General features: G+C 68.1%; 25 protein-coding genes. 19 read left to right on the top strand and 6 right to left on the bottom strand.

Annotated features, from left to right (window positions below; all coding sequences use genetic code 11):
- Position 1 precedes the first annotated feature (1 nt).
- Together ACQHI0_RS15040 and ACQHI0_RS15035 are read right to left on the bottom strand one after the other, a co-directional pair.
- On the bottom strand, positions 2-1,186 hold the full coding sequence (locus ACQHI0_RS15040) for a DUF418 domain-containing protein (RefSeq protein ID WP_427908560.1): 1,185 nt from the start codon (positions 1,184-1,186) through the stop codon (positions 2-4).
- A 93-nt stretch (positions 1,187-1,279) separates the two neighbouring features.
- Positions 1,280-1,618, bottom strand: coding sequence for a hypothetical protein (locus ACQHI0_RS15035; RefSeq protein ID WP_427908559.1), 339 nt, complete (start codon positions 1,616-1,618; stop codon positions 1,280-1,282).
- Between the two features lie 92 nt (positions 1,619-1,710).
- Here ACQHI0_RS15035 and ACQHI0_RS15030 point away from each other — a divergent pair, with 92 nt between their 5' ends.
- The 6 genes from ACQHI0_RS15030 to pafA all read left to right on the top strand — a co-directional run bounded on the left by ACQHI0_RS15030 (position 1,711) and on the right by pafA (position 7,312).
- Entirely contained in the window at positions 1,711-2,307 is a 597-nt protein-coding gene (locus ACQHI0_RS15030; RefSeq protein ID WP_427908558.1) for a TetR/AcrR family transcriptional regulator, read from the top strand.
- A gap of 60 nt (positions 2,308-2,367) precedes the next feature.
- Positions 2,368-3,867: a depupylase/deamidase Dop gene (dop, locus tag ACQHI0_RS15025; RefSeq protein WP_427908557.1), complete on the top strand. Its 1,500-nt coding sequence runs from the start codon at positions 2,368-2,370 to the stop codon at positions 3,865-3,867.
- 120 nt (positions 3,868-3,987) lie between these two features.
- Positions 3,988-4,182: a ubiquitin-like protein Pup gene (locus ACQHI0_RS15020; RefSeq protein ID WP_427908556.1), complete on the top strand. Its 195-nt coding sequence runs from the start codon at positions 3,988-3,990 to the stop codon at positions 4,180-4,182.
- On the top strand, positions 4,179-5,024 hold the full coding sequence (gene prcB / locus ACQHI0_RS15015; RefSeq protein WP_427908555.1) for a proteasome subunit beta: 846 nt from the start codon (positions 4,179-4,181) through the stop codon (positions 5,022-5,024). Before ACQHI0_RS15020 ends, prcB begins: the two co-directional genes overlap by 4 nt.
- Positions 5,021-5,788 carry a proteasome subunit alpha gene (prcA, locus tag ACQHI0_RS15010; protein WP_427908554.1) on the top strand — a complete coding sequence of 256 codons (768 nt, stop codon included), beginning with the start codon at positions 5,021-5,023 and terminating at the stop codon, positions 5,786-5,788. Before prcB ends, prcA begins: the two co-directional genes overlap by 4 nt.
- A 165-nt stretch (positions 5,789-5,953) precedes the next feature.
- Complete coding sequence (gene pafA, locus ACQHI0_RS15005; RefSeq protein ID WP_194824832.1) at positions 5,954-7,312, top strand: Pup--protein ligase; 1,359 nt, start codon at positions 5,954-5,956, stop codon at positions 7,310-7,312.
- A 93-nt stretch (positions 7,313-7,405) separates the two neighbouring features.
- On the opposite strand, the gene ACQHI0_RS15000 is transcribed toward pafA, so the two are convergent.
- A complete protein-coding gene (locus tag ACQHI0_RS15000) occupies positions 7,406-8,041 on the bottom strand; it encodes a TetR/AcrR family transcriptional regulator (RefSeq protein ID WP_427908553.1) in 636 nt (211 codons plus the stop codon).
- A 128-nt stretch (positions 8,042-8,169) separates the two neighbouring features.
- Here ACQHI0_RS15000 and ACQHI0_RS14995 point away from each other — a divergent pair, with 128 nt between their 5' ends.
- Genes ACQHI0_RS14995 through ACQHI0_RS14975 form a run of 5 tightly spaced genes read left to right on the top strand, consistent with a single transcriptional unit; the run spans position 8,170 to position 13,205 of the window.
- On the top strand, positions 8,170-9,321 hold the full coding sequence (locus tag ACQHI0_RS14995) for an acyl-CoA dehydrogenase family protein (protein ID WP_427908552.1): 1,152 nt from the start codon (positions 8,170-8,172) through the stop codon (positions 9,319-9,321).
- A gap of 16 nt (positions 9,322-9,337) precedes the next feature.
- Complete coding sequence (gene fabG, locus ACQHI0_RS14990; RefSeq protein WP_427908551.1) at positions 9,338-10,090, top strand: 3-oxoacyl-ACP reductase FabG; 753 nt, start codon at positions 9,338-9,340, stop codon at positions 10,088-10,090.
- 15 nt (positions 10,091-10,105) lie between these two features.
- Positions 10,106-11,263 carry an acyl-CoA dehydrogenase family protein gene (locus ACQHI0_RS14985; RefSeq protein ID WP_427908550.1) on the top strand — a complete coding sequence of 386 codons (1,158 nt, stop codon included), beginning with the start codon at positions 10,106-10,108 and terminating at the stop codon, positions 11,261-11,263.
- A complete protein-coding gene (locus ACQHI0_RS14980; RefSeq protein ID WP_427908549.1) occupies positions 11,260-12,753 on the top strand; it encodes a long-chain-fatty-acid--CoA ligase in 1,494 nt (497 codons plus the stop codon). Before ACQHI0_RS14985 ends, ACQHI0_RS14980 begins: the two co-directional genes overlap by 4 nt.
- Positions 12,750-13,205, top strand: coding sequence for a MaoC family dehydratase (locus tag ACQHI0_RS14975; protein WP_427908548.1), 456 nt, complete (start codon positions 12,750-12,752; stop codon positions 13,203-13,205). The genes ACQHI0_RS14980 and ACQHI0_RS14975 overlap by 4 nt, the downstream gene beginning before the upstream one ends.
- A gap of 52 nt (positions 13,206-13,257) precedes the next feature.
- On the opposite strand, the gene ACQHI0_RS14970 is transcribed toward ACQHI0_RS14975, so the two are convergent.
- Positions 13,258-13,644, bottom strand: a complete 387-nt coding sequence (locus ACQHI0_RS14970) for a VOC family protein (RefSeq protein ID WP_427908547.1) — start codon at positions 13,642-13,644, stop codon at positions 13,258-13,260.
- A gap of 28 nt (positions 13,645-13,672) precedes the next feature.
- The gene (locus tag ACQHI0_RS14965; RefSeq protein WP_427908546.1) at positions 13,673-14,455 is read right to left on the bottom strand and encodes a helix-turn-helix domain-containing protein; all 783 of its coding nucleotides are present in this window, start codon (positions 14,453-14,455) and stop codon (positions 13,673-13,675) included.
- Positions 14,456-14,538: 83 nt separating this feature from the next.
- Between ACQHI0_RS14965 and ACQHI0_RS14960 the strand changes: the two genes are divergently transcribed.
- The 7 genes from ACQHI0_RS14960 to ACQHI0_RS14930 all read left to right on the top strand — a co-directional run bounded on the left by ACQHI0_RS14960 (position 14,539) and on the right by ACQHI0_RS14930 (position 22,538).
- Positions 14,539-15,534: a helix-turn-helix transcriptional regulator gene (locus ACQHI0_RS14960; protein ID WP_427908545.1), complete on the top strand. Its 996-nt coding sequence runs from the start codon at positions 14,539-14,541 to the stop codon at positions 15,532-15,534.
- Positions 15,531-16,514: a helix-turn-helix transcriptional regulator gene (locus ACQHI0_RS14955; RefSeq protein WP_427908544.1), complete on the top strand. Its 984-nt coding sequence runs from the start codon at positions 15,531-15,533 to the stop codon at positions 16,512-16,514. The genes ACQHI0_RS14960 and ACQHI0_RS14955 overlap by 4 nt, the downstream gene beginning before the upstream one ends.
- The gene (locus tag ACQHI0_RS14950) at positions 16,511-17,539 is read left to right on the top strand and encodes a 2-dehydropantoate 2-reductase (RefSeq protein WP_427908543.1); all 1,029 of its coding nucleotides are present in this window, start codon (positions 16,511-16,513) and stop codon (positions 17,537-17,539) included. The genes ACQHI0_RS14955 and ACQHI0_RS14950 overlap by 4 nt, the downstream gene beginning before the upstream one ends.
- 92 nt (positions 17,540-17,631) lie before the next feature.
- Positions 17,632-17,904, top strand: coding sequence for a Sec-independent protein translocase subunit TatA (gene tatA, locus ACQHI0_RS14945; protein ID WP_427908542.1), 273 nt, complete (start codon positions 17,632-17,634; stop codon positions 17,902-17,904).
- Positions 17,905-18,014: 110 nt separating this feature from the next.
- Positions 18,015-18,968, top strand: coding sequence for a twin-arginine translocase subunit TatC (gene tatC / locus ACQHI0_RS14940; protein ID WP_427908541.1), 954 nt, complete (start codon positions 18,015-18,017; stop codon positions 18,966-18,968).
- Positions 18,969-18,971: 3 nt separating this feature from the next.
- Positions 18,972-21,671 (top strand): DEAD/DEAH box helicase, encoded by a 2,700-nt coding sequence (locus ACQHI0_RS14935; RefSeq protein ID WP_427908540.1) that lies wholly within the window; start codon positions 18,972-18,974, stop codon positions 21,669-21,671.
- Between the two features lie 120 nt (positions 21,672-21,791).
- Positions 21,792-22,538 (top strand): DUF4333 domain-containing protein, encoded by a 747-nt coding sequence (locus ACQHI0_RS14930; RefSeq protein WP_427908539.1) that lies wholly within the window; start codon positions 21,792-21,794, stop codon positions 22,536-22,538.
- 182 nt (positions 22,539-22,720) lie between these two features.
- Here ACQHI0_RS14930 and ACQHI0_RS14925 read toward each other — a convergent pair whose 3' ends face one another.
- Entirely contained in the window at positions 22,721-23,695 is a 975-nt protein-coding gene (locus tag ACQHI0_RS14925) for a 5'-3' exonuclease (RefSeq protein ID WP_427908538.1), read from the bottom strand.
- Positions 23,696-23,834: 139 nt separating this feature from the next.
- On the opposite strand from ACQHI0_RS14925, the gene ACQHI0_RS14920 reads away from it, so the two are divergent.
- A complete protein-coding gene (locus ACQHI0_RS14920) occupies positions 23,835-24,962 on the top strand; it encodes a M24 family metallopeptidase (RefSeq protein WP_427908537.1) in 1,128 nt (375 codons plus the stop codon).
- The last annotated feature ends 4 nt before the right edge of the window (positions 24,963-24,966 follow it).

The raw sequence follows: 24,966 nt of genomic DNA, 5'->3' as shown, positions 1-24,966 counted from the left end.
CTCAGCCCGTCGGGGCCAGCAGGCGGTAGGTGCGCTGCCACAGCCATTCCACCGGCCCGCGCTCGAAGCGGCGCAGCCACAGGTGGGCGAACCCGACGATCAGGGCGACGACCAAGAGGTAGATCCCGATCGTGAACGGCACCCGCGCGGTGTCGGGCACCCGCGCCGCCCACCCGAATCCCCAGCCGTAGCACAGGATTCCGGCGATCAGGTTCTGCAGGATGTAGCAGCTGAGCGCGGTCCGCCCGACCTCGCTCAGGCGCGCGCCCGCGAATCCCACCGTCGGCCTGCGCAGGTAGAACTGCGCGACCACGGCCAGAATGCCGAGCGCGACGAACGGCGCGGTGCCGTAGCGGGTGAACAGCACCAGATCGCCGCCGCCGAACACCCCGACCGTGAAGTCCAGCGGCGCGGCCACACCGAAGCCGATCACCATGAGCCGTCGGCGAATTCGCGCGCCCTCTGCCCGGAACACACCCGCCCGGTACAGGTGGGCGCCCACCAGGAACAGTGCCACCGACATCGGGAAGACGAAGATCGCCTCGACGCGGAACGCGATGGCGTTGTCGATCCGGAACAGCACCAGATCCCAGAACGATCCGTCCGCATAGGGATTCGGGTCGAGGTCGGTGGTGGTGGCACGCCCACCCTCGGGCTCGTAGGCCAGCGCGGCGGCGATGAGAGTCAGGAGAGTCACGTGCACGGCCGTCGCCGCGATCACCCAACGGCGTTGTGCGCGTTCGCTGGTCGCGAGCAGATACGCGACGACCAGTCCGGTGCACGCGTAGCCCATCAGCACATCGAACTCGGCCACGAGCAGGAAGTTCACCAGCCCGTCCAGGACCAGCAAGCCGGCCCGGATCGGATACTTGCCCGGCCAGCGCCTGCCACCGCGGCGAGCCGAATCCTGCTGGATGGCCAGGCCGATCCCGAACATCACGGTGAGCAAACCGAGGAACTTGCCCTGCGCGAGCTGCTGGAGCACCCGCTCGGTCCACTCCCAGCCGGTCCCGGCCGAGGCACTGAGATTATCGAGGTACCCGATCAGCCCGGCCGGGTCGGTGAAGATCCAGACATTGGTGCCCAGCGTGCCCAGAATCGCGATGCCGCGCAGTACATCCAGCGCGATCAGCCGACCGTGGCGGTTCGCGACGTCGCTGGCGATCTGCTGAGTGGATTCGCTCATGATCCGAGTATCGCGATCAGCCCGGCCGAGCGGATCGCCCGCGAGGACCACTCCGAGGTCCGTCCGAAGGGGGACCTCGGGGGCCGACGGCGCTCAGCCGCGGTGTGCCAGCACCTCTTCCGCCAGGGTGAGCGCCTCCGGCAGGTCGATGTGGTCGTCGGCGAAGGCGCCGAGGTGCCCGCCGCTCGGCAGCACGACGGCGCGGGCGCCGAGACCGCGGACCAGGAGCTCGACATGCTCCATCGGGCCGGCGGCGTTGACCGGGTCGTCGATCGCCGACAGCAGCCGGAACTCGCCCGCGGCGGCGCGGATGCGTGACCAGTCGAAGGGGCCGTCGAAGAACTCGGCGAGGATGTCGTAGCCGACCTCGTGCGCCGACGCCGACACCAGTACCGCACCGGCGAAGGGCGTGCCCTCGTACTGCTCGTGCATGCGCAGCACGTTGCGCTACCGAAACGCTCCGTAGCGTTTGAATTGACGATAGCAGCGAACTAGAGTGGTCGAAAAGTCGACGCGGAGGTGACATGGGTAACACCGCGGGTGCGCGGACCGGTGGACGGGTACGAAGCGACGCGGCGCGCGCCGATGTGCTGCGGGCCAGCGCCGAGATCCTGGAAGAGCACGGCTACGGCCGGATGACGATCGAGGGCGTCGCGGCGCGCTCGGGCGTCGCCAAGAGCACCATCTACCGCTGGTGGCGGTCGCGCGCCGAACTGGCCATGGACGCCTACGGCGACGCGGTCGCCCGGCGGATGCCCGAGCCCGACACCGGCGCGGTCGAGGCCGACCTGGTCGAATTCGTCACCGAGCTCTATCGCGTCACCGAATTCCCTGTTCGCGCACAGGCTTTGCGCGGAATGATGGCCGAGGCACAGCTCGATCCGGAGTTCGCGCGGCATTTCCGGGAATGGATCGAATCCCGGCGGGCTGTGGTCGTGGCCATGCTCGCGCGCGGGATCGAACGCGGTGAGCTCGCCCCGGACATCGACCTGGCTCGGGCGGCGGACCACCTGTTCGGCCTGTTCTGGTACCGGCTGTTGATGGAACACACTGCGGTGCGGCCTGATCAGGCCGGCGGCGACATCACACAGCTGCTGACCGGTCTGCGCCCGCGCGCCTGAACTGAGCCCGCTGGGCCGAGATGCCGGTATGTGTCCGGCGCGTCGCCTAGGCTCGACAGCATGCAGCGCATCATCGGAATCGAGGTCGAATACGGCATCTCGACCCCCACGGAGCCGACGGCCAACCCGATCCTCACCTCCACGCAGGCCGTTCTCGCCTACGCCGCCGCCGCGGGATTGCCGCGGGCCAAGCGGACCAGGTGGGACTACGAGGTGGAATCCCCGCTGCGTGACGCGCGTGGTTTCGACCTGAGCCGGATGAGCGGGCCCGCCCCGGTGATCGACGCCGACGAGGTCGGCGCGGCCAATATGATCCTCACCAACGGCGCCCGGCTCTACGTCGACCACGCCCACCCCGAGTACTCCGCGCCCGAGGTCGTCGACCCGCTCGACGCGGTCATCTGGGACAAAGCGGGCGAACGGGTGATGGAGGCTGCCGCCCGGCACGCATCGAGCGTGCCCGGCGCGCCCCGGCTACAGCTGTACAAGAACAATGTCGACGGCAAGGGCGCCTCCTACGGCACCCACGAGAACTATCTGATGAGCCGTGACACCCCGTTCAGCCACATCATCGCGGGGCTCACCCCGTTCTTCGTCTCGCGGCAGGTGATCTGTGGCGCGGGCCGGGTGGGCATCGGTCAGTCGGGTGATCATGCAGGCTTCCAGCTGTCCCAGCGTGCCGACTACATCGAGGTCGAGGTCGGCCTCGAGACCACACTCAAGCGCGGCATCATCAACACCCGCGACGAGCCGCACGCCGACGCCGACAAGTACCGGCGACTGCACGTGATCATCGGCGACGCCAACCTCGCCGAGATGTCGACCTACCTCAAGGTCGGCACCACCGCGCTCGTGCTCGACATGATCGAGGGCGGCGAGGACCTCTCGGAGTTCCAGCTCGCCCGGCCGGTCACCGCCGTGCACCAGATCAGCCACGACCCCACGCTGCGCGCCACTGTCGCACTCGTGGACGGTCGCGAGCTGACCGGGCTTGCGCTGCAACGGCTTTACCACGAGCGGGCCGCCAAGTTCGTCCACCGCCAAGGCAACGACGACCCGCGCGTGCTCGACATCCTCGACAACTGGGCGATGGTTCTCGACCTGCTGGAGCGCGACCCGATGGACGCCGCGCACCTGCTCGACTGGCCCGCCAAACTGCGCCTGCTCGAGGGCATGCGCAGCCGTGAGGGCCTGGGCTGGGCCGCGCCCAAACTGCACCTGATGGATCTGCAGTACTCCGATGTGCGCCTGGACAAGGGCCTCTACAACCGCCTGGTGGCGCGTGGGTCGATGAAGCGGCTCGTCACCGAGCAGCAGGTGCTCGACGCGATGACCAACCCGCCCACCGACACCCGCGCCTACTTCCGCGGCGAATGCCTGCGCCGCTTCGGCGCCGATATCGCCGCCGCCAGTTGGGATTCGGTGATCTTCGATCTCGGTGGCGATTCACTGGTCCGGATCCCGACGCTGGAACCGCGCCGGGGCACGAAAGCGCACGTCGGCAAGCTGCTCGACGCCTCGCGCACGGCCGCGGAACTGGTCGAACAGCTCACCCACTGAGGCGAGGGGAGGGGTCGACTGCGCGACAATCCGATCGCTATCGACCACCTTGTCGGATCCGCTCGGTAGGGTTGTGGGACACACACGATCATCGTGATGAGGAAGAGGAGGTCGGCTGCCATGGCACAAGAGCAGACCAAGCGCGCCGGGGGTGGCGACGAGGACGATGGCCCCGAGGGCGTAGACGCGGCAGGGCAGGAACGCCGCGAGAAGCTCGCGGAGGAAACCGACGACTTGCTCGATGAGATCGATGACGTGCTCGAAGAGAACGCCGAAGACTTCGTGCGGGCATATGTGCAGAAGGGCGGCCAGTGACCTCAGGTGACCCCTTGCGCCTCCATGCGGGGCGGGCTCTCTCCTCGTTCACCGAACATCTGCGCATGCACGCACCGGACCTGTTGCCGGGCAACAGGTCCGGTGCCTCGGAGCTGACCGTGGCAGCGGACTTCGCGCCGCACGGCACGACCATCGTCGCGGTCAGCTACCGCGGCGGCGTGCTGATCGCGGGCGACCGGCGCGCCACCCAGGGCAATCTCGTAGCGTCCCGGGACATGGAGAAGGTGTACATCACCGATTCCTTCTCCGCGGCGGGCATCGCGGGCACCGCCGGGCTGGCGGTCGAGATGGTGCGACTGTTCGCAGTGGAACTGGAGTACTACGAGAAGATCGAAGGCGTATCGCTGACCTTCGACGGCAAGGCCAACAAGTTGTCGAAGATGGTGCGCGACAACCTGCCGGCGGCGATGCAGGGACTCGCTGTCATCCCGCTGCTCGTCGGTTTCGACGACCAGGTCACCGATCCCGACAAAGCCGGCCGGATCGTGTCCTACGACGTCGTCGGCTCCCGCAGTGAGGAACGGTTCGGCTACACCTCGGTCGGTTCCGGCTCGACCTTCGCCAAATCCTCGCTCAAGAAGCTCTACCGTCACGGCCTCGACCGGGACCGGGCCCTGCGGATCGCGGTCGAATCGCTGGTGGACGCCGCCGACGACGACACCGCCACCGGCGGGCCCGACGCACTGCGCGGGATCTTCCCGACGGTGGTGCTGATCGACGCCGACGGTGCGGTGGAGGTGTCCGAGGAGCAGCTCGGTTCGATCACCGCGGCGATCGCCGCCGACCGCGAGGCCGCACAGAACGGGGGTGCAGGCGCATGACCTTGCCTTACTACGCGTCCGCCGAGCAGATCATGCGCGACAAGACCGAGCTCGCCCGCAAGGGCATCGGTCGAGGTCGCAGCGTGGTGGTCCTGGTGTACGACAAAGGTGTGCTGTTCGTCGCCGAGAACCCCTCGGCGACCCTGCACAAGATCAGCGAGCTCTACGACCGCATCGGGTTCGCCGCGGTCGGCAAGTACAACGAGTTCGAGGCACTGCGCCGTGGTGGCATTCTGCAGGCCGACCTCAAGGGTTACCAGTACGACCGGCGCGATGTCACCGGCCGGGGGCTGGCCAACCTGTACGCGCAGAGTCTGGGTTCGATCTTCACCGATCAGCTCAAGCCCTACGAGGTGGAACTGTGTGTCGCCGAAGTGGGCTATCCGGAACAGTCGCCGACCTCGGTGCTGTACCGGATCACCTTCGACGGGTCCATCGTCGACGAACGTGAGTACGTCGTCATGGGCGGCACCACCGAGCCGATCCTGACCCAGCTCAAGGCCGCCTACAAGCCGGGTCTGTCCCTGGACGACGCGCTGAAGGTGGCGATCGGCGCACTGCTGGCCGGTCAGCCCGAGGCCGACAAGGACAAGCGTTCGCTCGGTGAGTCCTCGCTCGAGGTGGCCACGCTCGAGCAGGAGCGCCCGCGCCGGGCGTTCCGCAGGCTGCAGGGCCCCGCCCTGGAGTCGGCGCTCGCCGCGTCGACGCCGAAGCCGGTGAAAGAGGCGAAGCTGCCCGAACCCGACGACGACGCGGGGAAATAACCCACCGTCACGATCATGATCGGGCCTGCGAATCACACCGGTTCGCAGGCCCGATCTCGTCGTGTGCGCGGCGGTCGTTCGCTGTCCGAATCGTTGTGAACACGTATGCGAATGGGATGTCAGGAGCGCCGCGCGGGCACTGGTCATGGCTGTAGTGTCGATAGTGTGCAGCGACGAATCATGGGGATCGAGACCGAGTTCGGTGTGACATGCACCTTCCACGGTCACCGTCGGCTGTCCCCCGACGAGGTAGCCCGGTACTTGTTCCGCCGGGTCGTGTCCTGGGGCCGTAGCTCCAATGTCTTCCTTCGCAACGGTGCCAGGTTGTACCTCGACGTCGGATCGCATCCCGAGTACGCCACCGCCGAATGCGACAGCCTGGTGCAGTTGGTCACCCACGACCGGGCCGGCGAGCGGGTACTGGAAGACCTGCTCATAGACGCCGAACAGCGCCTCGCCGAAGAAGGTATCGGCGGCGACATCTACCTGTTCAAGAACAACACCGACTCCGCGGGCAACTCCTACGGCTGCCACGAGAACTTCCTCGTGGTCCGGGCGGGCGAGTTCTCCCGGATCTCGGATGTGCTGCTCCCGTTCCTGGTCACCCGCCAGCTCATCTGTGGCGCGGGCAAGGTCCTGCAGACACCGAAGGCGGCCACGTTCTGCCTGTCGCAGCGCGCCGAGCACATCTGGGAGGGCGTCTCCTCGGCGACCACCCGGTCGCGCCCGATCATCAACACCCGCGACGAGCCGCATGCCGACGCCGAGAAGTACCGGCGCCTGCACGTGATCGTCGGCGACTCCAACATGGCCGAACCGACCACCATGCTCAAGGTCGGTACCGCGTCGCTGGTGCTGGAGATGATCGAGGCGGGGGTGTCGTTCCGCGATTTCGCGCTCGACAATCCGATACGGGCCATTCGCGAGGTCAGCCACGATCTCACCGGTCGTCGTCCGGTGCGCCTTGCCGGCGGACGACAGGCCAGCGCCCTGGAGATCCAGCGCGAGTACTACGCCCGCGCGGTCGAGCACCTGCGCAACCGCGACCGCGATCCGCAGGTCGACGCGGTGGTGGACCTGTGGGGTCGCACGCTCGACGCGGTCGAGGCGCAGGACTTCGCCAAGGTCGACACTGAGATCGACTGGGTGATCAAGCGCAAGCTGTTCCAGCGCTACCAGGATCGCTACAGCATGGAGATGTCGGATCCCAAGATCGCCCAGCTGGATCTGGCCTACCACGACATCAAGCGCGGTCGCGGCGTCTTCGATCTGCTGCAGCGCAAGGGTCTGGCCAAGCGGATCACCGAGGACGACGCTGTCGACGCCGCGGTGGACACTCCGCCGCAGACGACGCGCGCCAAGCTGCGGGGTGATTTCATCACCGCAGCGCAGGAGGCCGGCCGTGATTTCACCGTCGACTGGGTGCATCTCAAGCTCAACGATCAGGCGCAGCGAACCGTGCTGTGCAAGGATCCGTTCCGGTCGGTTGACGAACGCGTCGATCGGTTGATCGCCTCGATGTAGGCGAACCCCTCAGACGGGGGGACCAACGACGGAACCGGTGGCGCATGGGAGCGATTGCGTAGGCGCCACCGGTTCCGTCGTGTGTAGGGCGGCTCAGTCCGCGGTGACGACCGTCGCGTAGGTGGCGGTCAGTCCGGCGATGAACGACGTGAGCGCCAATTCGAAGCTGTCGTCGTCGATTTCGTCGGCGATCGCGCGGAGTAGGTGTGCCTGGTTCAGGTGCGGGTAGCGGTCCCGGTAGACCTGGACATCGTCGGCGAAGCCGCCGGCGAAGGAGCCCACTGTCGAACCCATGACCAGATAGCGGGTGGCGGCGCCGATCATGGTGGCGTAGCGCGGTGGCCAGCCTGCGCCGACCAGACCGCCGTGGACGGCGTCGGCGGCGCGCAGGTTCTCGGCTCGGCGGCCGGGGCCTGTTGCCAGGTACGGCACGAAATTCGGGTGGGTGGCCAGTGCGGTGCGATAGCTGCGTGCCCAGGCCGCGAGGCCGAGGTCCCAGCTCATGGTGTCGAAGGCCGAGGTGTCGACCAGGCGCATGATGCCGGTGGCGATGTCGTCGAACAACTCGTCCTTGTTCGGGTAGTGGCCGTAGAGCGAGGCGGCCTGTACGCCCAGTTCAGCGCCCAGTTTGCGCATGGAGACCTCGGCGAGCCCGTCGCGGTCGATCAGGACCAGCGCGGCATCGCGAATGCGTTCGCGGCTCAACAGCGGTACGCGCGGCCTGGCCATGCGGTCCTCCATCTCTCATCGGGAATCGAACGGTATCACCGATGCCGAAAATGACCCTTGATTAACCAAACGGCGTTAGGATACGGTGCGGAAGTAAACCTAACAGCGTTCGGTTCAGGAGTGTTCTCGTGGATTTCCAGCTCACCCCCGCGCAGTCCGACCTGCGCGAACTCGCCCGCACGTGGGTGGAAAAGGAAGTCGTGCCGTATGCCGCGCAGTGGGATCGCGACGAATCGGTGGATCCCGCGATCGTCGGCAAACTCGGCGCGCTCGGCTTCCTCGGCATCGGGATCGCCGAGGAATACGGCGGGTCCGGCGGCGACACGATGGACTACTGCCTGCTCCTGGAAGAGCTCGGTCGCGGCGACAGCGCGGTGCGCGGCATCGTGTCGGTCTCGCTCGGCCTGTTCGGCAAGTCGATCGCCGCGTACGGCACCGAGGAGCAGAAGCTGCGGTTCCTGCCGGGGATCTGCGCGGGGGAGCGGCTCGGGTGTTTCGCGCTGACCGAGCCGGGCACCGGTTCCGACGCCGCCAACCTGGACACCCGCGCGACCCGCGACGGGGCGGACTGGGTCGTCTCCGGCACCAAGATCTTCATCACCAACGGCACCTGGGCCGATACCGCGCTGGTGTTCGCGCGGACCGGAGGGCCGGGGCCGAAGGGTGTCACCGCGTTCCTGGTGCCAACGGACACACCGGGTTTCGCGCGCACCGAGGTCAAGGGCAAGCTCGGTTTGCGCGGCCAGGCCACCGCCGAGCTCGTCCTCGACGGTGTTCGGGTGCCCGACTCGTCGCGGCTGGGCGAAGAGGGTCAGGGGTTCCGGATCGCGATGTCGGCGTTGGACAAAGGTCGCATCGGTGTCGCGGCCGGGTGCGTCGGCGTCGCCCGCGCCTGCCTCGAGGCCGCGGTGCGCTACGCCGGTGAACGCGAACAGTTCGGCAAGCCGATCGCCGGCTACCAGCTGGTCCAGGAGCTGCTGTCCGATATCGCAGTCGAGACCGAGGCCGCCCGCCTGCTCGCGTGGCGCGCGGCCGATCTCGCCGATCGAGGGGAAGCCTTCGGCACGGCCGCGTCGATGGCGAAGCTGTTCGCCTCCGAGGCCGCGGTGAAGGCCGCCAACAACGCGATCCAGGTGTTCGGCGGCTACGGCTACATCGACGAATATCCCGTCGCCAAGTACCTGCGCGATGCCCGCGTGCTGACCCTCTACGAGGGCACCACCCAGATCCAGAAACTGCTCATCGGGCGCGCCCTCACCGGCGTGAACGCCATTGTCTGACACAGGAGTACGACCCATGATCCACAGAACAGCCTTCGTCACCGGGGCTGCCCGCGGTATCGGCGCGGCGACCGCGGCCCGCCTGGCCGACGACGGATTCGCCGTGGCCGTCGTCGACCTCGACGCCGACGCCGCGGTGCTGGCCGCCGGGAAGATCAACGCGGCAGGCGGCACCGCGATCGGCCTCGGTTGCGATGTCGCTGACGAATCGCAGGTCGCCGATGCGGTAGCGCGCACCGTGGCCGCCTTCGGCTCCCTGGACGTGCTCGTGAACAACGCGGGCGTGCTGCGCGACAACCTGCTGTTCAAGATGTCGGTCGAGGACTGGGACACCGTGATGGCGGTGCACCTGCGCGGTGCGTTCCTGTGTTGCAAGGCGGCGCAGAAGCACATGGTGGACAACGGCGGCGGCGCCATCGTCAACACGTCGAGCGTCTCGGCGCTCGGCAATCGTGGCCAGGCCAACTACGCGGCGGCCAAGGCAGGCATCCAGGGCCTGACCCGCACCCTCGCGATGGAACTCGGCCCGTTCGGGATTCGCGTCAACGCCGTCGCGCCCGGCTTCATCGCCACCGAGATGACCGCGGCCACCGCGGCGCGCATGGGGGTGAGCGCCGAGGAGTTGCAGGCCAAGACCGCGCAGATCACCCCGCTGCGACGCGTCGGCGTGCCTGCCGATATCGCGAACGTGGTCGCGTTCCTGGCTTCCGGCAACGCCGGATTCGTCACCGGACAGACCGTGTACGTCGACGGCGGACGCCGTCTCTAGCTTTCGGAGAACATCATGCAGAGAACAGTTTTCAACGACGAGCACGAAGCCTTCCGCAAAACCGCGCGCGCGTTCATCGAATCACAGGTCTCGCCGGTCTATGACCAGTGGTACGAGGCGGGCATCGTGCCGCGCGAGTTCTACCGCAAGCTGGCCGATCTGGGCGTGTTCGGGATCGAGGTGCCAGAGGAATACGGTGGCGCCGGCATCGAATCGTTCAAGTTCCAGGCGATCCTGCTCGAGGAAACCACCCGTGCCGGTGTGTCTTTCGGCGGTTCGGGCGTACACGTCGGCCTGTGTCTGCCGTATCTGAAGAACCTCGCGACCGACGAGCAGAAGCAGCGGTGGCTGCCGGGGTTCGTCTCGGGCGAGATCATGTTCGCGATCGCGATGACCGAGCCGGGCACGGGTTCCGATCTGGCCGGAATGCGCACCACCGCACAGCTGTCCGAGGACGGCACGCACTACGTGCTCAACGGCTCGAAGACCTTCATCACCGGTGGTGTGCACGCCGATCGGGTGATCGTCTGCGCGCGGACCGCCCCGCCGTCGGAAACCGATCGCAGACACGGGATCTCGTTGCTCGTCGTCGACACGAAGTCGCCGGGATACTCGGTGGGCCGTAAGTTGGACAAGCTCGGTCTCAAGGTGTCCGACACCGCCGAACTGTCGTTCACCGATGTGCGTGTTCCGGTGTCGGACCTGCTGGGCGAGGCGAACAAGGGCTTCAGCTACCTCGGCCAGAATCTTCCGCAGGAACGGCTCTCGATCGCGCTCGGCGCCTACGCGCAGGCCAAGGCGGCGATCCGGTTCACCCTCGAATACACCAGGGGCCGTAACGTTTTCGGTCAGCCGGTCGCGCAGTTCCAGAACACCAAGTTCGAACTGGCCGCGTGCCAGGCCGAGGTCGACGCCGCCGAGGCGGTCGTCGACCGGGCGCTGGAGGCCCTCGATCGCGAGGAGCTCACCGCGGCCGACGCGGCCTCGGCCAAACTGTTCTGCTCCGAGGTGGCCTCGCGGGTGATCGACCGCTGTCTGCAGTTGCACGGCGGCTACGGCTACATCAACGAGTACCCGGTGGCCCGCCTGTACGCCGACAACCGGGTGAACCGGATCTACGGCGGCACCAGCGAGGTAATGAAGATGATCATCGCGAAGGACATGGGCTTGTGAACGCCACACTCTCGCTGGCGAGCATTCTCGCCGAACCCGCCCGCCGCAGGCCGAACCACCTCGCGCTGATCGAAGGTGACACGCGCATCACCTTCGCCGATCTGTGGCGCCAGGCCCGCGAGCAAGCGGGCGCGCTGATCGCGCGTGGGGTGAAACCCGGTGACCGGGTGGGGCTGCTGTGCCCGAACACCGCGGACTTCCCCCGCGCGTACTTCGCCGTTCTGGCCGCCGGCGCGACGGTGGTGCCCGTGCATCTGCTGCTCACCGCGCCGGAAATGGAGTACGTGCTGCGCGACAGTGGCGCCTCGCTGCTGATCTGTCATCCGATGGTCGCGGCGGCGGGCACCGAAGCCGCGACGAGTGCGGGCATCGAGGTGGTGACGCCCGAAGAGCTTGTCGGCGAGGCGATCTCGAACTTCGTCTCCCGTAGTCCGCTCGATACCGCGGTCGTCTTCTATACCAGCGGCACCACCGGTACACCCAAGGGCGCCGAGCTCAGCCATCTCAATATGGTGATGTGCGCGACGGTGAACACGTTCGACGCCAACGAGATCCACCGCGACGACATCGCGCTCGGCGCGCTGCCGCTGTTCCATGTGTTCGGGCAGACGGTGTCGATGAACTCGCACTGGCGGGTCGGCGGCACGCTGGTGCTGATGCCGAGATTCGACGCGGCCGCGGCTGTTTCACTGATGGCGGCCGAGCGGGTCAACCTGTTCCACGGGGTGCCGACCATGTATCTGTCGCTGATCGAGGCGGCGGCAGCGGCACCGGAACTGCCCGAGTTGAAGCTGTGCATCAGCGGTGGTGCCGCGTTGCCCGTCGCCGTGCTCGAGGAGTTCGAGCGGATTTTCCATGCGCCGGTGCTCGAGGGGTACGGACTCTCGGAGACCTCGCCGACCGCAGCCGTGAACCAGCCGGTCTTCGGCACCGAGGCGGGCACCGTCGGCCACCCGGTGTGGGGTGTCGACGTGGAGATCGCCGATCCCGCGATCGCCGACCGCATCGAACTGCTGCCGATCGGCGAGGTCGGAGAGGTGGTGGTGCGCGGACACAATGTGTTCAGCGGCTACACCGGCAGGCCGGAGGCGACCGCCGCCGCCGTGATCGACGGCTGGTTCCGGACCGGCGACCTCGGCACCCGCGACGAAACCGGTCGGGTGCGTATCGTCGACCGGATCAAGGAGATGATCCTGCGCGGCGGATTCAATGTGTATCCCACCGAGGTCGAAGCGGCCCTGATCCGGCACCCGCGGATCGCGCAGGTCGCGGTGATCGGCGTGCCCGACCCGCATTACGGTGAGGAGATCGTGGCGGTCGTCGTGCCGGAGGGCGCGGTGACCGAGCAGGAAGTGATCGACTTCGCCAAGCAGCAGGTCGCGAAGTACAAGTACCCGCGCCGGGTCGAATTCGTCACCGAGCTACCCCTTGGCCCCACCCACAAAGTGCTCAAGCGCGAACTGCGCCAACGTTTCAGAGGAGCGGCATGACCACGGACTTCGCTGATTTCGATGCCCTGCGTGCCGCGGTCGGCACCGAACTCGCCCCCAGCGACTGGGTCACCATCGACCAACGCCGTATCGACCTGTTCGCCGAAGCCACCGGCGACCACCAGTGGATCCACGTCGACGCCGACCGCGCCGCCGCGGGTCCTTACGGCACCACCATCGCCCACGGCTTCCTCACCCTGTCCCTGATCGTGCCCATGACCCAGCAGATCATGAGCGTGAGCGCGGCGAAGGCAGGCATCAACTACGGCCTCGACCGAGTCCGCTTCCTCACCCCCGTCCCGGTCGACAGCCGCATCCGCGCCCACCTCACCCTCACCGAGGTCACCGAAGTCCCCGGCGGCGTCCAGATCCACCGCCATGTCATCGTCGAACTCGAGAACGCGCCCCGCCCCGCCTGTGTAGCCGACTCCATCGCCCGCTGCCTGCTGTGAGGTCCCGCTGTGGCGAGCGCGTCGTGTGCTCGCCACAATCGGGACCCGTGGCCTAGCGGAGTTCGCCGCTGAGGACCCAGATGTGGCCGAACGGGTCGACGACCCTGCCTTGCCGCTTGCCGTAGGGACGGTTGTCGACAGGGATCACGAGCTCGGCACCGTGCTGCACCATCCGGTGTGCTGTCGCGTCGGGGTCGGCCACGGTGAGCACGAGCAGGACAGGCGAACCGCCGACCGACCCAGGATCGGTCCACCCCCACTCCTCGACACTCTGAGCCACGGCGAAGACGACGGAGCCGAGCGTGAGTTCGGCGTGGTTCACCACTCCGGCGTCATCGGCGACTCGAAGACTCACCTCGGCTTCGAGCGTTCGGGTGTAGAAGGACATCGCGGCGTCCGCATCGGCGACCAGCAGCTTGGGGACCAGTTGGCTGTTCATCCACCCATGGTCGCGCGGCCGGTGGCTCTCACCCTTGTAGTTTTCGGCCCTCTTCACCGAGCCACGCGGTCGGCGTGGTGTTCATGAGGTCGCGGAACTCGTGCACGAGATGGCTCTGGTCGTGATAGCCCGACTCGGCGGCCACCTGGGTCCAGGAGGCCACGCCCGCGCCCGCACGCCCCACCGCGGCCGCCAAGCGGGCCACGCGGGAGGCGAACTTCGGCGTGATCCCCAACGATCCCCGCATCACCGCGCGCAATCGCCGCGGGCTCAGGTGCACCGCCTGTGCCAGATCGTCGACCGACACCAGCCCGTCACCGGCTCTGATCAGCTCCAGCGCGGCGAGGGCGTCGCCGGCCATCCGGTCGCGATCGGCCCGGTGCAGCTGGTCGAGCAACCGGATTCGCAGGACCTCCGCGCGGTCATCGGCAGGACGGTTCGCCAGCTCCTCGCGCAGCGAGTTCACCCACGGCAGGATGGCGTCAGCGGCGACCCCGCCCGCGTCCACCTCGCTCAGCGGCACCCCGGTCAGCCGGTGCCACGCCGATGGCGACAACTCGGCGTACACGGTCGGCTGCCGCGGCAGCAGCGTCGTTGCCGGAGTAGCGATTCCGGGCCGCATGAACCCGGCCACCATCGCGGGGGCGGTCCGGGTGTGTCCGTGGTAGCCGACCTCGAGCGGCGCCCCGAGGCTGACGATCAGCCGAGCGGACAGCGTGGGAACCGCACGATGGAGGCGAGCTGGTCCCCGATGCTCGCTGACCGCCACCACACCGATGCCCGCGGCACGACTTGCCTGGTGTAGTTCCACCTTCGCATTCTCACATCCCTCGGGCCTGGTGCAACTGTGCGCCGACGCGCGGCGCAGTGGACGCGACCATTACCCTCTATCGGGTGGCGATATCCAAGGTCGAGCGGCTGATGAATCTGGTCATCGCGCTGCTGTCGACCAGGCAGTTCCTGAGTGCGGAACGCATTCGCACCAGTGTGGCCGGTTACGAGGACTCCGTGACCGACGACGCGTTCAGCCGGATGTTCGAGCGCGACAAGAACGAATTGCGCGATCTGGGCATCCCTCTCGAAGTCGGTCCGGTGGGGCGGTTCTCGACACTCGAGGGGTACCGGATCAACCGCGACGCCTACGAGTTGCCCGATATCGACCTGTCGAGCGAGGAGGCCGCGGCGGTCGCGGTCGCGGTCCAGATGTGGGCCTCACCGGAGCTGGCGGGCGCGGCCGAGGGCGCGCTGTTGAAACTGCGCGCGGCCGGGGTCACCGTCGAGACCGACAACGTCGGGGTGTCGGTGCCCGCCGTGCCCGCCCGAACCCGCGGATCGGAGCCGGTACTGCGGGAACTGCTGGCCGCGATCGACGCGGGGCAGGCGGTGCGGTTCGGCCATCACAGTGCCGTCACCGATCCGTTCGTGACCCGCGACGTCGAACCGTGGGGTGTGGTGACCAGGCATGGGCGCTGGTACCTCGTCGGGCACGACCGCGAACGCGACGCCGTTCGCACGTTCCGGCTGTCGCGGATCGGTGGTCAGGTGCGGCCGTACGGTCCGGTCGACGCGGTCCACAAGCCCGCGCACACCGACCTGCGCGCGATCGTCGACCGGGTCACCGGCGACGCTCCGGTCACCGGGTCGGCCACCGTGTGGGTGGCGAAGGGGCGCGGTCGCGAATTGCGCCGCATCGGCACCGAAGTCGACACCCGCGACCTGGGCGGACGCCCCGGCTCGGTGCTCGAGGTGCCGGTCCGATCCAAGGACTGGGTAGCCCGGCTGATCACCGGTCTCGGCCCCGATGTCCTCGTCCTGGAACCACCGGAACTGCGCGCCGACGTGATGAACCGGCTACGGTCGGTACTCGACCACACGGAGGTCACGTCGTGAGTTCGCGTCTGTCCCTACGCCTTTCGCGCCTGCTGAACATGGTGCCGTACCTACTTGCGCATCCGGGCATCAGCGCGGCCGAGGCCGCCGCCGAACTTGGTGTCACCACCAAACAGCTGATGAGCGACCTCAACCAGCTGTGGATGTGCGGATTACCCGGTTACGGTCCCGGCGATCTGATCGACCTGTCGTTCTCCGAGGAGAGCATCGAGGTCACCTTCTCGGCCGGGATCGAACGGCCGCTGCGGCTGACCTCCACCGAGGCCACCGCCCTGCTGGTCGCCCTGCGCTCGATCGTGGAGATGCCGGGCATGGTCGACCCCACCGCCGCGCACGCCGCCATCGCCAAGATCGAATCGGCGATCGCCAGCACCGACGCCGCCGTCACCGGCAAACCGGTCGAGGTTCCGGTCGAGAAGCCGGTGGTCGCGACCGTGCGCGCCGCGCTCGCCGACGCGCGGGCGCTGCGCCTGGTCTATTACTCGGCCAGCCGCGACGAGGTGTCCGAACGCATCGTCGACCCGATTCGCGTGGTGCTGGTCGACAACAACAGCTACCTGCAGGCCTGGTGCAGGCAGGCCGAAGGCGTTCGCCTGTTCCGGTTCGACCGGATCGAGGACGCCACCGAACTCGACGAACCGGCCCACCCACCGAGCCACGCCGCCAACGACGCGGCCGCGCTCGACCTGTTCCAGGACGACCCCGACGTACCGCTGGCCCGGCTGCGGATCCGCGCCGACTACGCGTGGGTGCTCGACCAGTACCCGATGCACCGCATCGAATCGCGCGCTGACGGCAGCATCGAGGCGGGCATGCGCTTCGCCTCGCCGGACTGGATGGCCCGGCTGCTGCTCGGCTTCGGCACCGGTGTCACCGTGCTCGGACCACCGGAATTGGTGTCGGCGGTGCGCATCCGCGCCGACGCCGCCCTGGCCGCCTACGCGGCGGCCGGACTGGTGGGGGAGACCGAACCCGCGTGAGTCAGCGAGTACTGGTCCTCGGCGCGGGCAGCGTCGGGGTCTTCATCGGCGGTCATCTGGCCGCGGCGGGCATGGAAGTGATCTTCGTCGGCCGTCAGCGGATCCTCGACGACATCGCCGAACACGGCCTGCGCCTGACCGATCTGGACGGCGGTTCGACCGAGGTCCCACCCGACCGGTTCGGCCTCGCGCTCGAACCCGACGAACCCGAACTGGCCGACCTGGTCCTGGTGACCGTGAAATCGGCCGACACCGCCGCCGCGGTCCGCGCCGTTGCCGGTCGATTACGCCCCGGCACGCCGGTCGTGAGCCTGCAGAACGGCATCGGCAACGCGAGCCTGATCCGCGAGATCCTGCCGACCAGCATCGCGCTGGCCGGGATGGTGATGTTCAACGTGGTGCATCGCGGTCGCGGGTGTTTCCACCGTGCCAGCGACGGCGTGCTCGCGATCCAGGACGATCAGGTCGTCGACCGCTTCGCCGACCACTTTCGCGCGGCGGGCCTGCCACTGCGCCGCCATCGTGACCTGCGTCCGGTGCAGTGGGCCAAACTGCTGCTCAACCTGAACAACCCGATCAACGCACTGTCCGGCAGGCCGCTGCGCGAAGAACTCGCCGAGCGCGACTATCGCCGTTGCCTCGCGTTGGCTCAGTCCGAAGCCCTCGCCGTGATGAACACTGCGCGAATTCGGCCCGCCCAGCTCACCCCCGTTCCACCCGAGTTGATGGTGCATTTGCTGCGCGTTCCCGACGCGGTCTTCCGGCGGGTGTTCGGCCGGGTGCTCGCCATCGATCCGATCGCCCGTTCGTCGATGGCCGACGATCTCGCGCTCGGCCGTCGCACCGAAATCGCGTGGTTGTGTGGGGAAATCGTGCGCCTCGGCGAGATGGTGGGGCACCCGGCACCGGTCAACCGGCGGCTGACGGAGCTGATCAGGATCGCCGAATCCGGCGACACCGCGCGGTTCACCGGAAGCCGGTTGCTCGCCGAGCTGAGCGGGGCGGCGGCCGCTGTCGCGGATTGAACGCGTGGCGAACACCGCGGCGGCTGAGCGTTCACCGCGGTCCGAACCCGGGTAGCATCGGTAATCACCACAGTCTTTGGAGGTATCTGATAATGGGCACGTTCAGCTGGACGCACCTGCTGATCATCGCGTTGCTGTTCGTTCTGCTCTTCGGCGCGAAGCGGCTTCCCGACGCGGCACGCGGTCTCGGCCGCTCGCTGCGCATCTTCAAGAGCGAGGTCGGACAGATGCAGGCGGAGTCGTCGGCATCCGACGCACCGGCGGCCACCCCGGCCACCCCCGCACCGCAGCAGCAGTTGTCCGCGTCGGCGACGCAGGCGCAGACCCCGGTCGTCGAACCGCAGCAGGGCCACAAAACCCTCTGACCTCGGCCATCACCCCGGGGCGGTAGCGACCGCTCCGGGGCGAAGTGCTGTCTCGTCAAAAGTTGTCGCCGAGCATCCGCCGAACCGAGGGTTAGAGGCCACCACCCACCATGCGCATCCCGTTCGATCCCCGGCGCGCCAAGCGCAGGACGAATCCCGACGGCACCATGTCGTTGGTCGAGCACCTGCAGGAACTGCGCACCCGGCTGCTGCTGGCGCTGGCCGCGATCGCGGTCACCACGCTGATCGGCTTCTTCTGGTACGCGCATACGCTCTTCGGTCTCGAGAGCCTCGGTGAGCTCTTGCGTGGCCCCTACTGCGCGCTGCCCGAATCGGCGCGGGCCAGCCTGAGCCCCGACGGCGCCTGCCGGTTGCTCGCGACCGGGCCTTTCGACCAGTTCATGCTCCGGTTGAAGGTCGGTCTCACCGCTGGAGTCGTGATCGCGACGCCGTTCTGGCTCTATCAGCTGTGGGCGTTCATCACCCCGGGGCTGTACGCGAAGGAACGCAAGCTCGCGGTCGGCTTCGTGGTGACGGGCTCGGTGCTCTTCGTGACCGGCGCCGTCCTGGCCTATGTGGTGGTCTCGCACGCGTTGTCGTTCCTGATGACCATCGGCGACAACGTTCAGATCACCGCCCTCAGCGGTAATCAGTACTTCGGTTTCATCATCCAGTTGCTGATCATCTTCGGCGTCAGTTTCGAGACCCCGTTGATCATCATCGGGCTGAACCTGGTCGGCGTGCTGCCCTACACCAAGCTCAAGGCGTGGCGGCGCGGGATGATCTTCGGCCTGTTCGTCTTCGCCGCGATCGTCACCCCGCAGGACCCGTTCTCGATGCTGGCGCTGGCGATCGCGCTGACTGTGCTGTTCGAGTTCGCGGTGCAGTTCGCGCGGTTCAGCGACGCGCGCAAGGCTCGCCGGGAGGCGAAGGAGGGCTGGGGCGCCCTCGACGACGAAGAAGCCTCACCGCTGGAGAATCCGGCGCCGGTGACGCCCACCGATCCGGTGGCCGAGCCGGAGAAAACCGCGCGCCCGGTGTCGGACTACTCCGATACCCTCTGAAGGGTGACCGACACCCCGGGGCTGCCCAGCGAACTCGCGAAATTCGCCGGCGAGATCTCCTTCGATCTCGACCCCTTCCAGAGCACCGCGTGCGCGGCGTTGGAAGACGGGCACAGTGTGCTCGTGTGCGCCCCCACCGGCGCGGGCAAGACGATCGTCGGCGAGTTCGCCGTGCACATGGCGTTGGCCTCGGGCGGAAAGTGCTTCTACACCACGCCGATCAAGGCGCTGTCGAACCAGAAGTTCGCCGATCTCACCGCCCGCTACGGCCGCGACAGCGTCGGCCTGCTCACCGGTGACCAGTCGATCAATCCCGGCGCGCCGGTGGTCGTGATGACCACCGAGGTACTGCGCAACATGCTCTACGCGTCCTCGGATTCGCTGCACGGGCTGTCCTATGTCGTGATGGACGAGGTGCACTACCTGGCCGACCGGTTCCGCGGCGCGGTGTGGGAGGAAGTGATCCTGCACCTGTCGCCGGATGTGCGGCTGGTCAGCCTGTCGGCGACGGTGTCCAATGCCGAGGAATTCGGCGCCTGGATGGAAACCGTGCGCGGCGACACCGCGGTGGTGGTCGACGAGACCAGGCCGGTGCCGCTGTGGCAGCACGTGATGGTCGGCAGGCGGATGTTCGATCTGTTCGACACCAAGTCCAGTGATCGCAAGGTCGTCGTCGACGAGGACCTTGTCCGGTTCATCCGGCAGCGCGAGAGTGCCGACCGGATGCACGGCTACGGCGGTCCGCGCGGACGCGGTGGTCGCGGCGGCAACTTCCGTCCGCTCCCGCGGCCGGACGTCCTCGCGCGCCTCGACGAGGAAAACCTGCTCCCCGCGATCACGTTCATCTTCAGCCGTGCCGGCTGTGACGGCGCGCTGGCGCAGTGCCGGCGTGCCCGGCTCGATCTGAGTCGTCCCGGCGAGGCCGAGCAGATCGACGAGATCATCGAGAAGCACACCGGTGACCTGCCCAAGGGCGACCTCGAGGTGCTCGGCTACTGGGAATGGCGCGAGGCGTTGCAGCGGGGGCTGGCCTCCCATCACGCCGGCATGCTGCCCGCGTTCCGCCACACCGTCGAGGAACTGTTCGTCAAGGGGCTGGTGCGCGCGGTGTTCGCCACCGAAACCCTGGCGCTCGGGATCAACATGCCCGCCCGCACGGTGGTGCTGGAGCGGCTGGTGAAGTTCAACGGGGAAACCCACGCCGAGCTCACCCCTGGCGAATACACCCAGCTCACCGGCCGTGCGGGCAGGCGCGGGATCGACGTCGAAGGTCACGCGGTGGTGCTGTGGCAGCCCGAGGTCGACACCAGCGCGGTGGCGGGCCTCGCCTCCACCCGCACCTATCCGCTGCGCAGTTCGTTCCGGCCCGGCTACAACATGTCGATCAACCTGATCGACCGGATGGGTGCCCAGGAAGCCAGGACGCTGCTCGAGCGGTCGTTCGCCCAGTTCCAGGCCGACCGGTCGGTCGTGGGGCTCGTGCGTGGCATCGAACGCAACGAGGGCGCGCTGCGCAAGCTGGAGAGTCAGCTCGGCGGCGTCGACGGCGATTTCATGGAGTACCTGTCGCTGCGAGACCGAATCAAGCAGCGCGAGCGCGATATTCAGCAGCAGGGCCGGGCCGACCGGCGGGGCGCCGCGGTGAAGGCGCTGATCGGGTTGCGTCGTGGCGACGTGGTGTCCATCCCCGTGGGCAAACGTTCCGGGCTCGCGGTGATCCTCGAACCCGACCAGACGCCCGGCGATCCGCGTCCACTGGTCTTGACCGAAGACCACTGGGCCGGCCGGGTGTCCGCGGCCGATTTCCCGGAACCCGCCGAAGCGCTCGGGCGGATGGATCTGCCGCGCCGGGTCGATCACCGGGCCGCGCGCATCCGGCGCGACCTGGCCTCGGCGTTGCGCGGCACCGGAATCTCGGCTCCGCGCCGGGGTAAGCGCAACGACCGTGTTCGCGGTGGTGAGGATCGGCAACTCTCGACATTGCGGCGCAGTCTGCGGTCCCATCCCGCGCACGATCGTCCCGATCGGGAGCAACTGAGCCGCACCGGCGAGCGGTACGCGCGGCTAGCCCGCGAGACCGAGACGATGCGCCAGAAGGTTGCCGCGACCACGAATTCGCTGGCACGCACCTTCGATCGGATCGTCGGACTGCTCGAGGAACGCGGATTCGTCGCCAACGGCGAGGTCACCGCCGACGGCAGGCGCCTGGCCCGGATCTATGCCGAGAGCGACCTCGTGGTCGCCGAGGCGCTGCGTCAGGGTCTGTGGCGCGGACTCGGCCCGGCCGAGCTCGCCGCGGTGGTATCGACGCTGGTCTACGAGTCGCGGCAGGAAGCCGGCCTGCTGACACCGGCGGGGCCGACCGATCCGATCCGCCGGGCGATCGCGGCCACCATCGACGTGTGGTCGCAACTGCGCTCCGACGAGTCGCGGCACAAACTCCCGCCCACCCGCGAACCCGATCTGGGGTTCGTCACCGGGGCGTACAAATGGGCGCGCGGTGACGCGTTGGCCGAGGCGTTGCTGGCCAGTGGCGACCAGGGCACGACGATGTCGGCGGGCGATTTCGTGCGGTGGTGCAGGCAGGTGATCGACCTGCTCGATCAGATCCACAACACCGCCGACGACCCCGAGATCGCCTCGACGGCGGCCAAGGCGGTACGGGCGGTGCGGCGGGGTGTCGTCGCAGTGGACGCCGCGTAGTCGAGGCGTCTGTGATTTGATTTCTTCGCGTACCGACCGTGAGGCGGATGTCGTGCGAATGCGGCAGGCCCGGCGCGGGGGGCTACCGTATGGACTAATGATGCGAGTGGAGGCGAGTGGATGAGCGGCCCTTACGGACCGAACAACCCCGGGGAGGGGAACAACGATCCCACCCAGCACTGGGGGGGCCAGCAAGGGGCCGGTGGCGCCGGTCCCACCCAGCACTGGGGTGGCGCGCAGCAGCCGCCACAACAGGGCGCCCAGCCCACCCAGCAGTGGAATGATCCGAACGCGCAGCAGCCGCAGTGGGGACAACAGCCGCAGCAGCCGCAGCAGCCGTGGGGTCAGCAGCCGCAGCAGGGTGGTGTGCCGCCCCAGCAGCCGACCGGCCCGCAGCAGCAGTGGGGTCAGACCCAGCCGCCGCCGCAGGACTGGAACAACCAGGCCGCCAACGCGCAGCAGCAGTGGGGCCAGCAGCCCGCACCGCAACAGCAGTGGGGTCAGCAGCCCGCACCGCAGCAGCAGTGGGGTCAGCAGCCGCAGCAGTCCTCCGGTGGCAAGAGCAAGGGTCTGATGATCGGGCTCATCGCCGCGGGCGTGCTCGTGATCGCCGCGGTCATCGGACTTGCCGTTGTCCTGTTGTCCTCGGACGAACTCGACAACGCGGCTGTGCAGGACGGTGTCTCGCGCGTGCTGAAGGACTCCTACGGGATCGCCGACGTCTCCGATGTCAGCTGCCCCTCCGGTCAGGCCGTCGAGGTCGAGGCGACCTTCACGTGCGACCTGAAGGTCAGCGGTGAGGCGAAGAAGGTCACCGTCAAGATCACCAAGGACGATGGCACCTACGAGGTCGGCCGCCCCAACTAGGCGCGCGCACTACGTTTTCCGGGCCGTCCGCGAAGTATGCGGGCGGCCCGGTGTCGTTCCTGTCCTAGGCCGCACGCCGACCCGGGTGCGGTCGACGGCACGCGTCCCGGCGGTTTCAGCTTCGCGCACACCGATATCCGGCATCGCGAGAACGGGACGGCGCCGACGGGCGTTCGGCCCTGTCAGCCGCTGTGGGCGGCGGTCAGTGCGGTGACCAGGCGGGTGATCGGACTTTCGGCGTTGTAGGCAGTGGCCAGCGCGAGCAGCCGGTCGGGATCGGCTGGGGTGGCGGGCAGGATGTCCGGGCGGGACAGGATCACCTCGGCGTCGCGGACCACTCGCACCACCGGCGCGGCGACCTTCAGATAGTCCTGCGCGGCATCGAGTTTCGCGCGCACACCCTTGGCGATATCGGAACCCGGATCGGCGACGGCGGCCATGAGCGCGTCGAGCGAACCGAACTTCGTGATCAGCTGGGCGGCGGACTTGTCGCCGATGCCCGCCACCCCGGGCAGCCCGTCGGAGGCATCGCCGCGCAGCGTCGCCATGTCGGCGTAGGCCGGGCCCGCGTTCTGTTCTGGCACACCGTATTTCGCCGAGAGCTCCGCGGGGCCGAACAGTTCGGCCTTGGCGAGGCCGCGTCCGACGTAGAGCACACGGACCGGTGGGGCGGGCTCGTCGCGCACCAGTTGCAGCAGGTCGCGGTCGCCGCTGACGACGACCACCGGGTCGGTGCGTTCCCGGCTCGCGAGGGTGCCGAGCACATCGTCGGCCTCGAGGCCCGCCGCGCCGCCGGTGGCGATGCCCGCCGCCGCCAGGACCTCGAGGATCATCTCGACCTGCGGGGTGAGCGTGTCGGGTACCTCCTCGGCCCCTGGCGCCGCGCTGGTGCTGGTGTCGAGCCGGTGCGCCTTGTACGAGGGGACGAGAGCCACCCGGAACGGGGGCCGCCAATCGAGATCGAGCCCGACGACGAGTCTGCTCGGGCGATGTTTGGTGACCAGCGAGGCCACCATGTCGGTGAATCCGCGCAGCGCGTTCACCGAGCGGCCGTCCGCGCCCCTGAGTTTGTCGGGGATGGCGTAATAGGCGCGGAACCAGAGGCTGGCGCCGTCGAGGATCAACAGGGGCCCACGGGTGCTCTCGTCAGCGGTCACCCGGTGATTGTGCCCCGAAGCACCGACACCGCGCCCGCGGCCGTGCCGGTCGGCCCCCGGTGGGCCGGTTCTCGCGAGCGGTCCTGCTGGGGCCACCGATCCGGCGGGGGGCGGCGTGGGGCGGGTAACGTCGGACGCTATGAGCGCGCACACGAATGCCAGGTTTGCGGCGACGGTCTACGGTCAGCGGCTGGAGCGGGCGGTCGAGTCGATGCGCGCGGCGCATCTCGACGCCCTGCTGATCACGCCGGGCCCCGATCTGCGCTACCTGATCGGTTCGGCTGCCGCCTCCTTCGAACGGCTCACCTGCTTGGTGATTCCGGCCGACGGAGCGACACCGTCGGTGGTCATTCCGAAACTCGAGTTGGCCGCCCTCGATGACTCCGCGGCGGGTGAACTGGGCCTGCAGGTGCTCGACTGGGTAGACGGCATCGATCCGTACCAATTGGTCCGCTCGATACTCCACGCCGGATCCCGCATCGCGGTCGCCGACGACATGCCCGCACTACACCTGGTCCCGCTCGCTGAATCGACGACCGGTCTGCCCGCCTCGGCGACACCGGTGCTGCGAAAGTCGCGAATGATCAAGGACGAGGCCGAGATCGATGCGCTTCGCCGCGCGGGAGCGGCGATCGACCGCGTGCACGCGCGGATGGGTGAATTCCTGCGCGCGGGCCGCACGGAGGCCGAGGTGGCCGCCGAGATCACCGCCGCGATCATCGAGGAGGGCCATACCGAGGCGGCGTTCGTCATCGTCGGCAGTGGTCCCAACGGTGCCATTCCGCACCACGAGATGTCCGATCGCGTCGTCGAACAGGGCGACGTGGTCGTCATCGATATCGGTGGGCCGGTCGAGCCCGGTTACTACTCCGACTCGACCCGCACCTACGTGCTCGGCACCCCGAGTCCGGAGATCGTCGAACAGATGGCAGTCCTCGAGGCCGCCCAGGCCGCGGCGGTCGCGGCGGTGCGGCCAGGGGTGACGGCGGAGTCCATCGACGCCGCCGCGCGCACCGTGCTCGCCGACTCGGGTCTCGGCGACGCGTTCATCCACCGCACCGGTCACGGCATCGGCCTGTCGGTGCACGAGGAGCCCTACATCGTGGGCGGCAACGACCTGGTCCTCGAAGCGGGCATGGCGTTCAGCATCGAACCGGGAATCTACTTCCGCGGCGAATGGGGCGCGCGGATCGAGGACATCGTGGTCGTCACCGAGAACGGTGTGGAGTCGATGAATAACCGGCCGCACGGCCTGACGGTGCTGTAATCGG

The organism is Nocardia sp. FBN12, assembly GCF_050320175.1.
In the GTDB taxonomy this organism is placed as follows: Bacteria; Actinomycetota; Actinomycetes; order Mycobacteriales; family Mycobacteriaceae; genus Nocardia.
The sequence above is the reverse complement of the archived record's forward strand: the minus strand, read 5'-3'. Positions and strand labels throughout refer to the sequence as shown.

Coding starts and splice junctions, on each gene's coding strand:
- ACQHI0_RS15040 (WP_427908560.1), bottom strand. CDS start 1,186: ATGAGCGAATCCACTCAGCAGATCGCCAGCGACGTCGCGAACCGCCAC.
- ACQHI0_RS15035 (WP_427908559.1), bottom strand. CDS start 1,618: ATGCACGAGCAGTACGAGGGCACGCCCTTCGCCGGTGCGGTACTGGTG.
- ACQHI0_RS15030 (WP_427908558.1), top strand. CDS start 1,711: ATGGGTAACACCGCGGGTGCGCGGACCGGTGGACGGGTACGAAGCGAC.
- dop (WP_427908557.1), top strand. CDS start 2,368: ATGCAGCGCATCATCGGAATCGAGGTCGAATACGGCATCTCGACCCCC.
- ACQHI0_RS15020 (WP_427908556.1), top strand. CDS start 3,988: ATGGCACAAGAGCAGACCAAGCGCGCCGGGGGTGGCGACGAGGACGAT.
- prcA (WP_427908554.1), top strand. CDS start 5,021: ATGACCTTGCCTTACTACGCGTCCGCCGAGCAGATCATGCGCGACAAG.
- ACQHI0_RS15000 (WP_427908553.1), bottom strand. CDS start 8,041: ATGGCCAGGCCGCGCGTACCGCTGTTGAGCCGCGAACGCATTCGCGAT.
- fabG (WP_427908551.1), top strand. CDS start 9,338: ATGATCCACAGAACAGCCTTCGTCACCGGGGCTGCCCGCGGTATCGGC.
- ACQHI0_RS14985 (WP_427908550.1), top strand. CDS start 10,106: ATGCAGAGAACAGTTTTCAACGACGAGCACGAAGCCTTCCGCAAAACC.
- ACQHI0_RS14975 (WP_427908548.1), top strand. CDS start 12,750: ATGACCACGGACTTCGCTGATTTCGATGCCCTGCGTGCCGCGGTCGGC.
- ACQHI0_RS14970 (WP_427908547.1), bottom strand. CDS start 13,644: ATGAACAGCCAACTGGTCCCCAAGCTGCTGGTCGCCGATGCGGACGCC.
- tatA (WP_427908542.1), top strand. CDS start 17,632: ATGGGCACGTTCAGCTGGACGCACCTGCTGATCATCGCGTTGCTGTTC.
- tatC (WP_427908541.1), top strand. CDS start 18,015: ATGCGCATCCCGTTCGATCCCCGGCGCGCCAAGCGCAGGACGAATCCC.
- ACQHI0_RS14930 (WP_427908539.1), top strand. CDS start 21,792: ATGAGCGGCCCTTACGGACCGAACAACCCCGGGGAGGGGAACAACGAT.
- ACQHI0_RS14920 (WP_427908537.1), top strand. CDS start 23,835: ATGAGCGCGCACACGAATGCCAGGTTTGCGGCGACGGTCTACGGTCAG.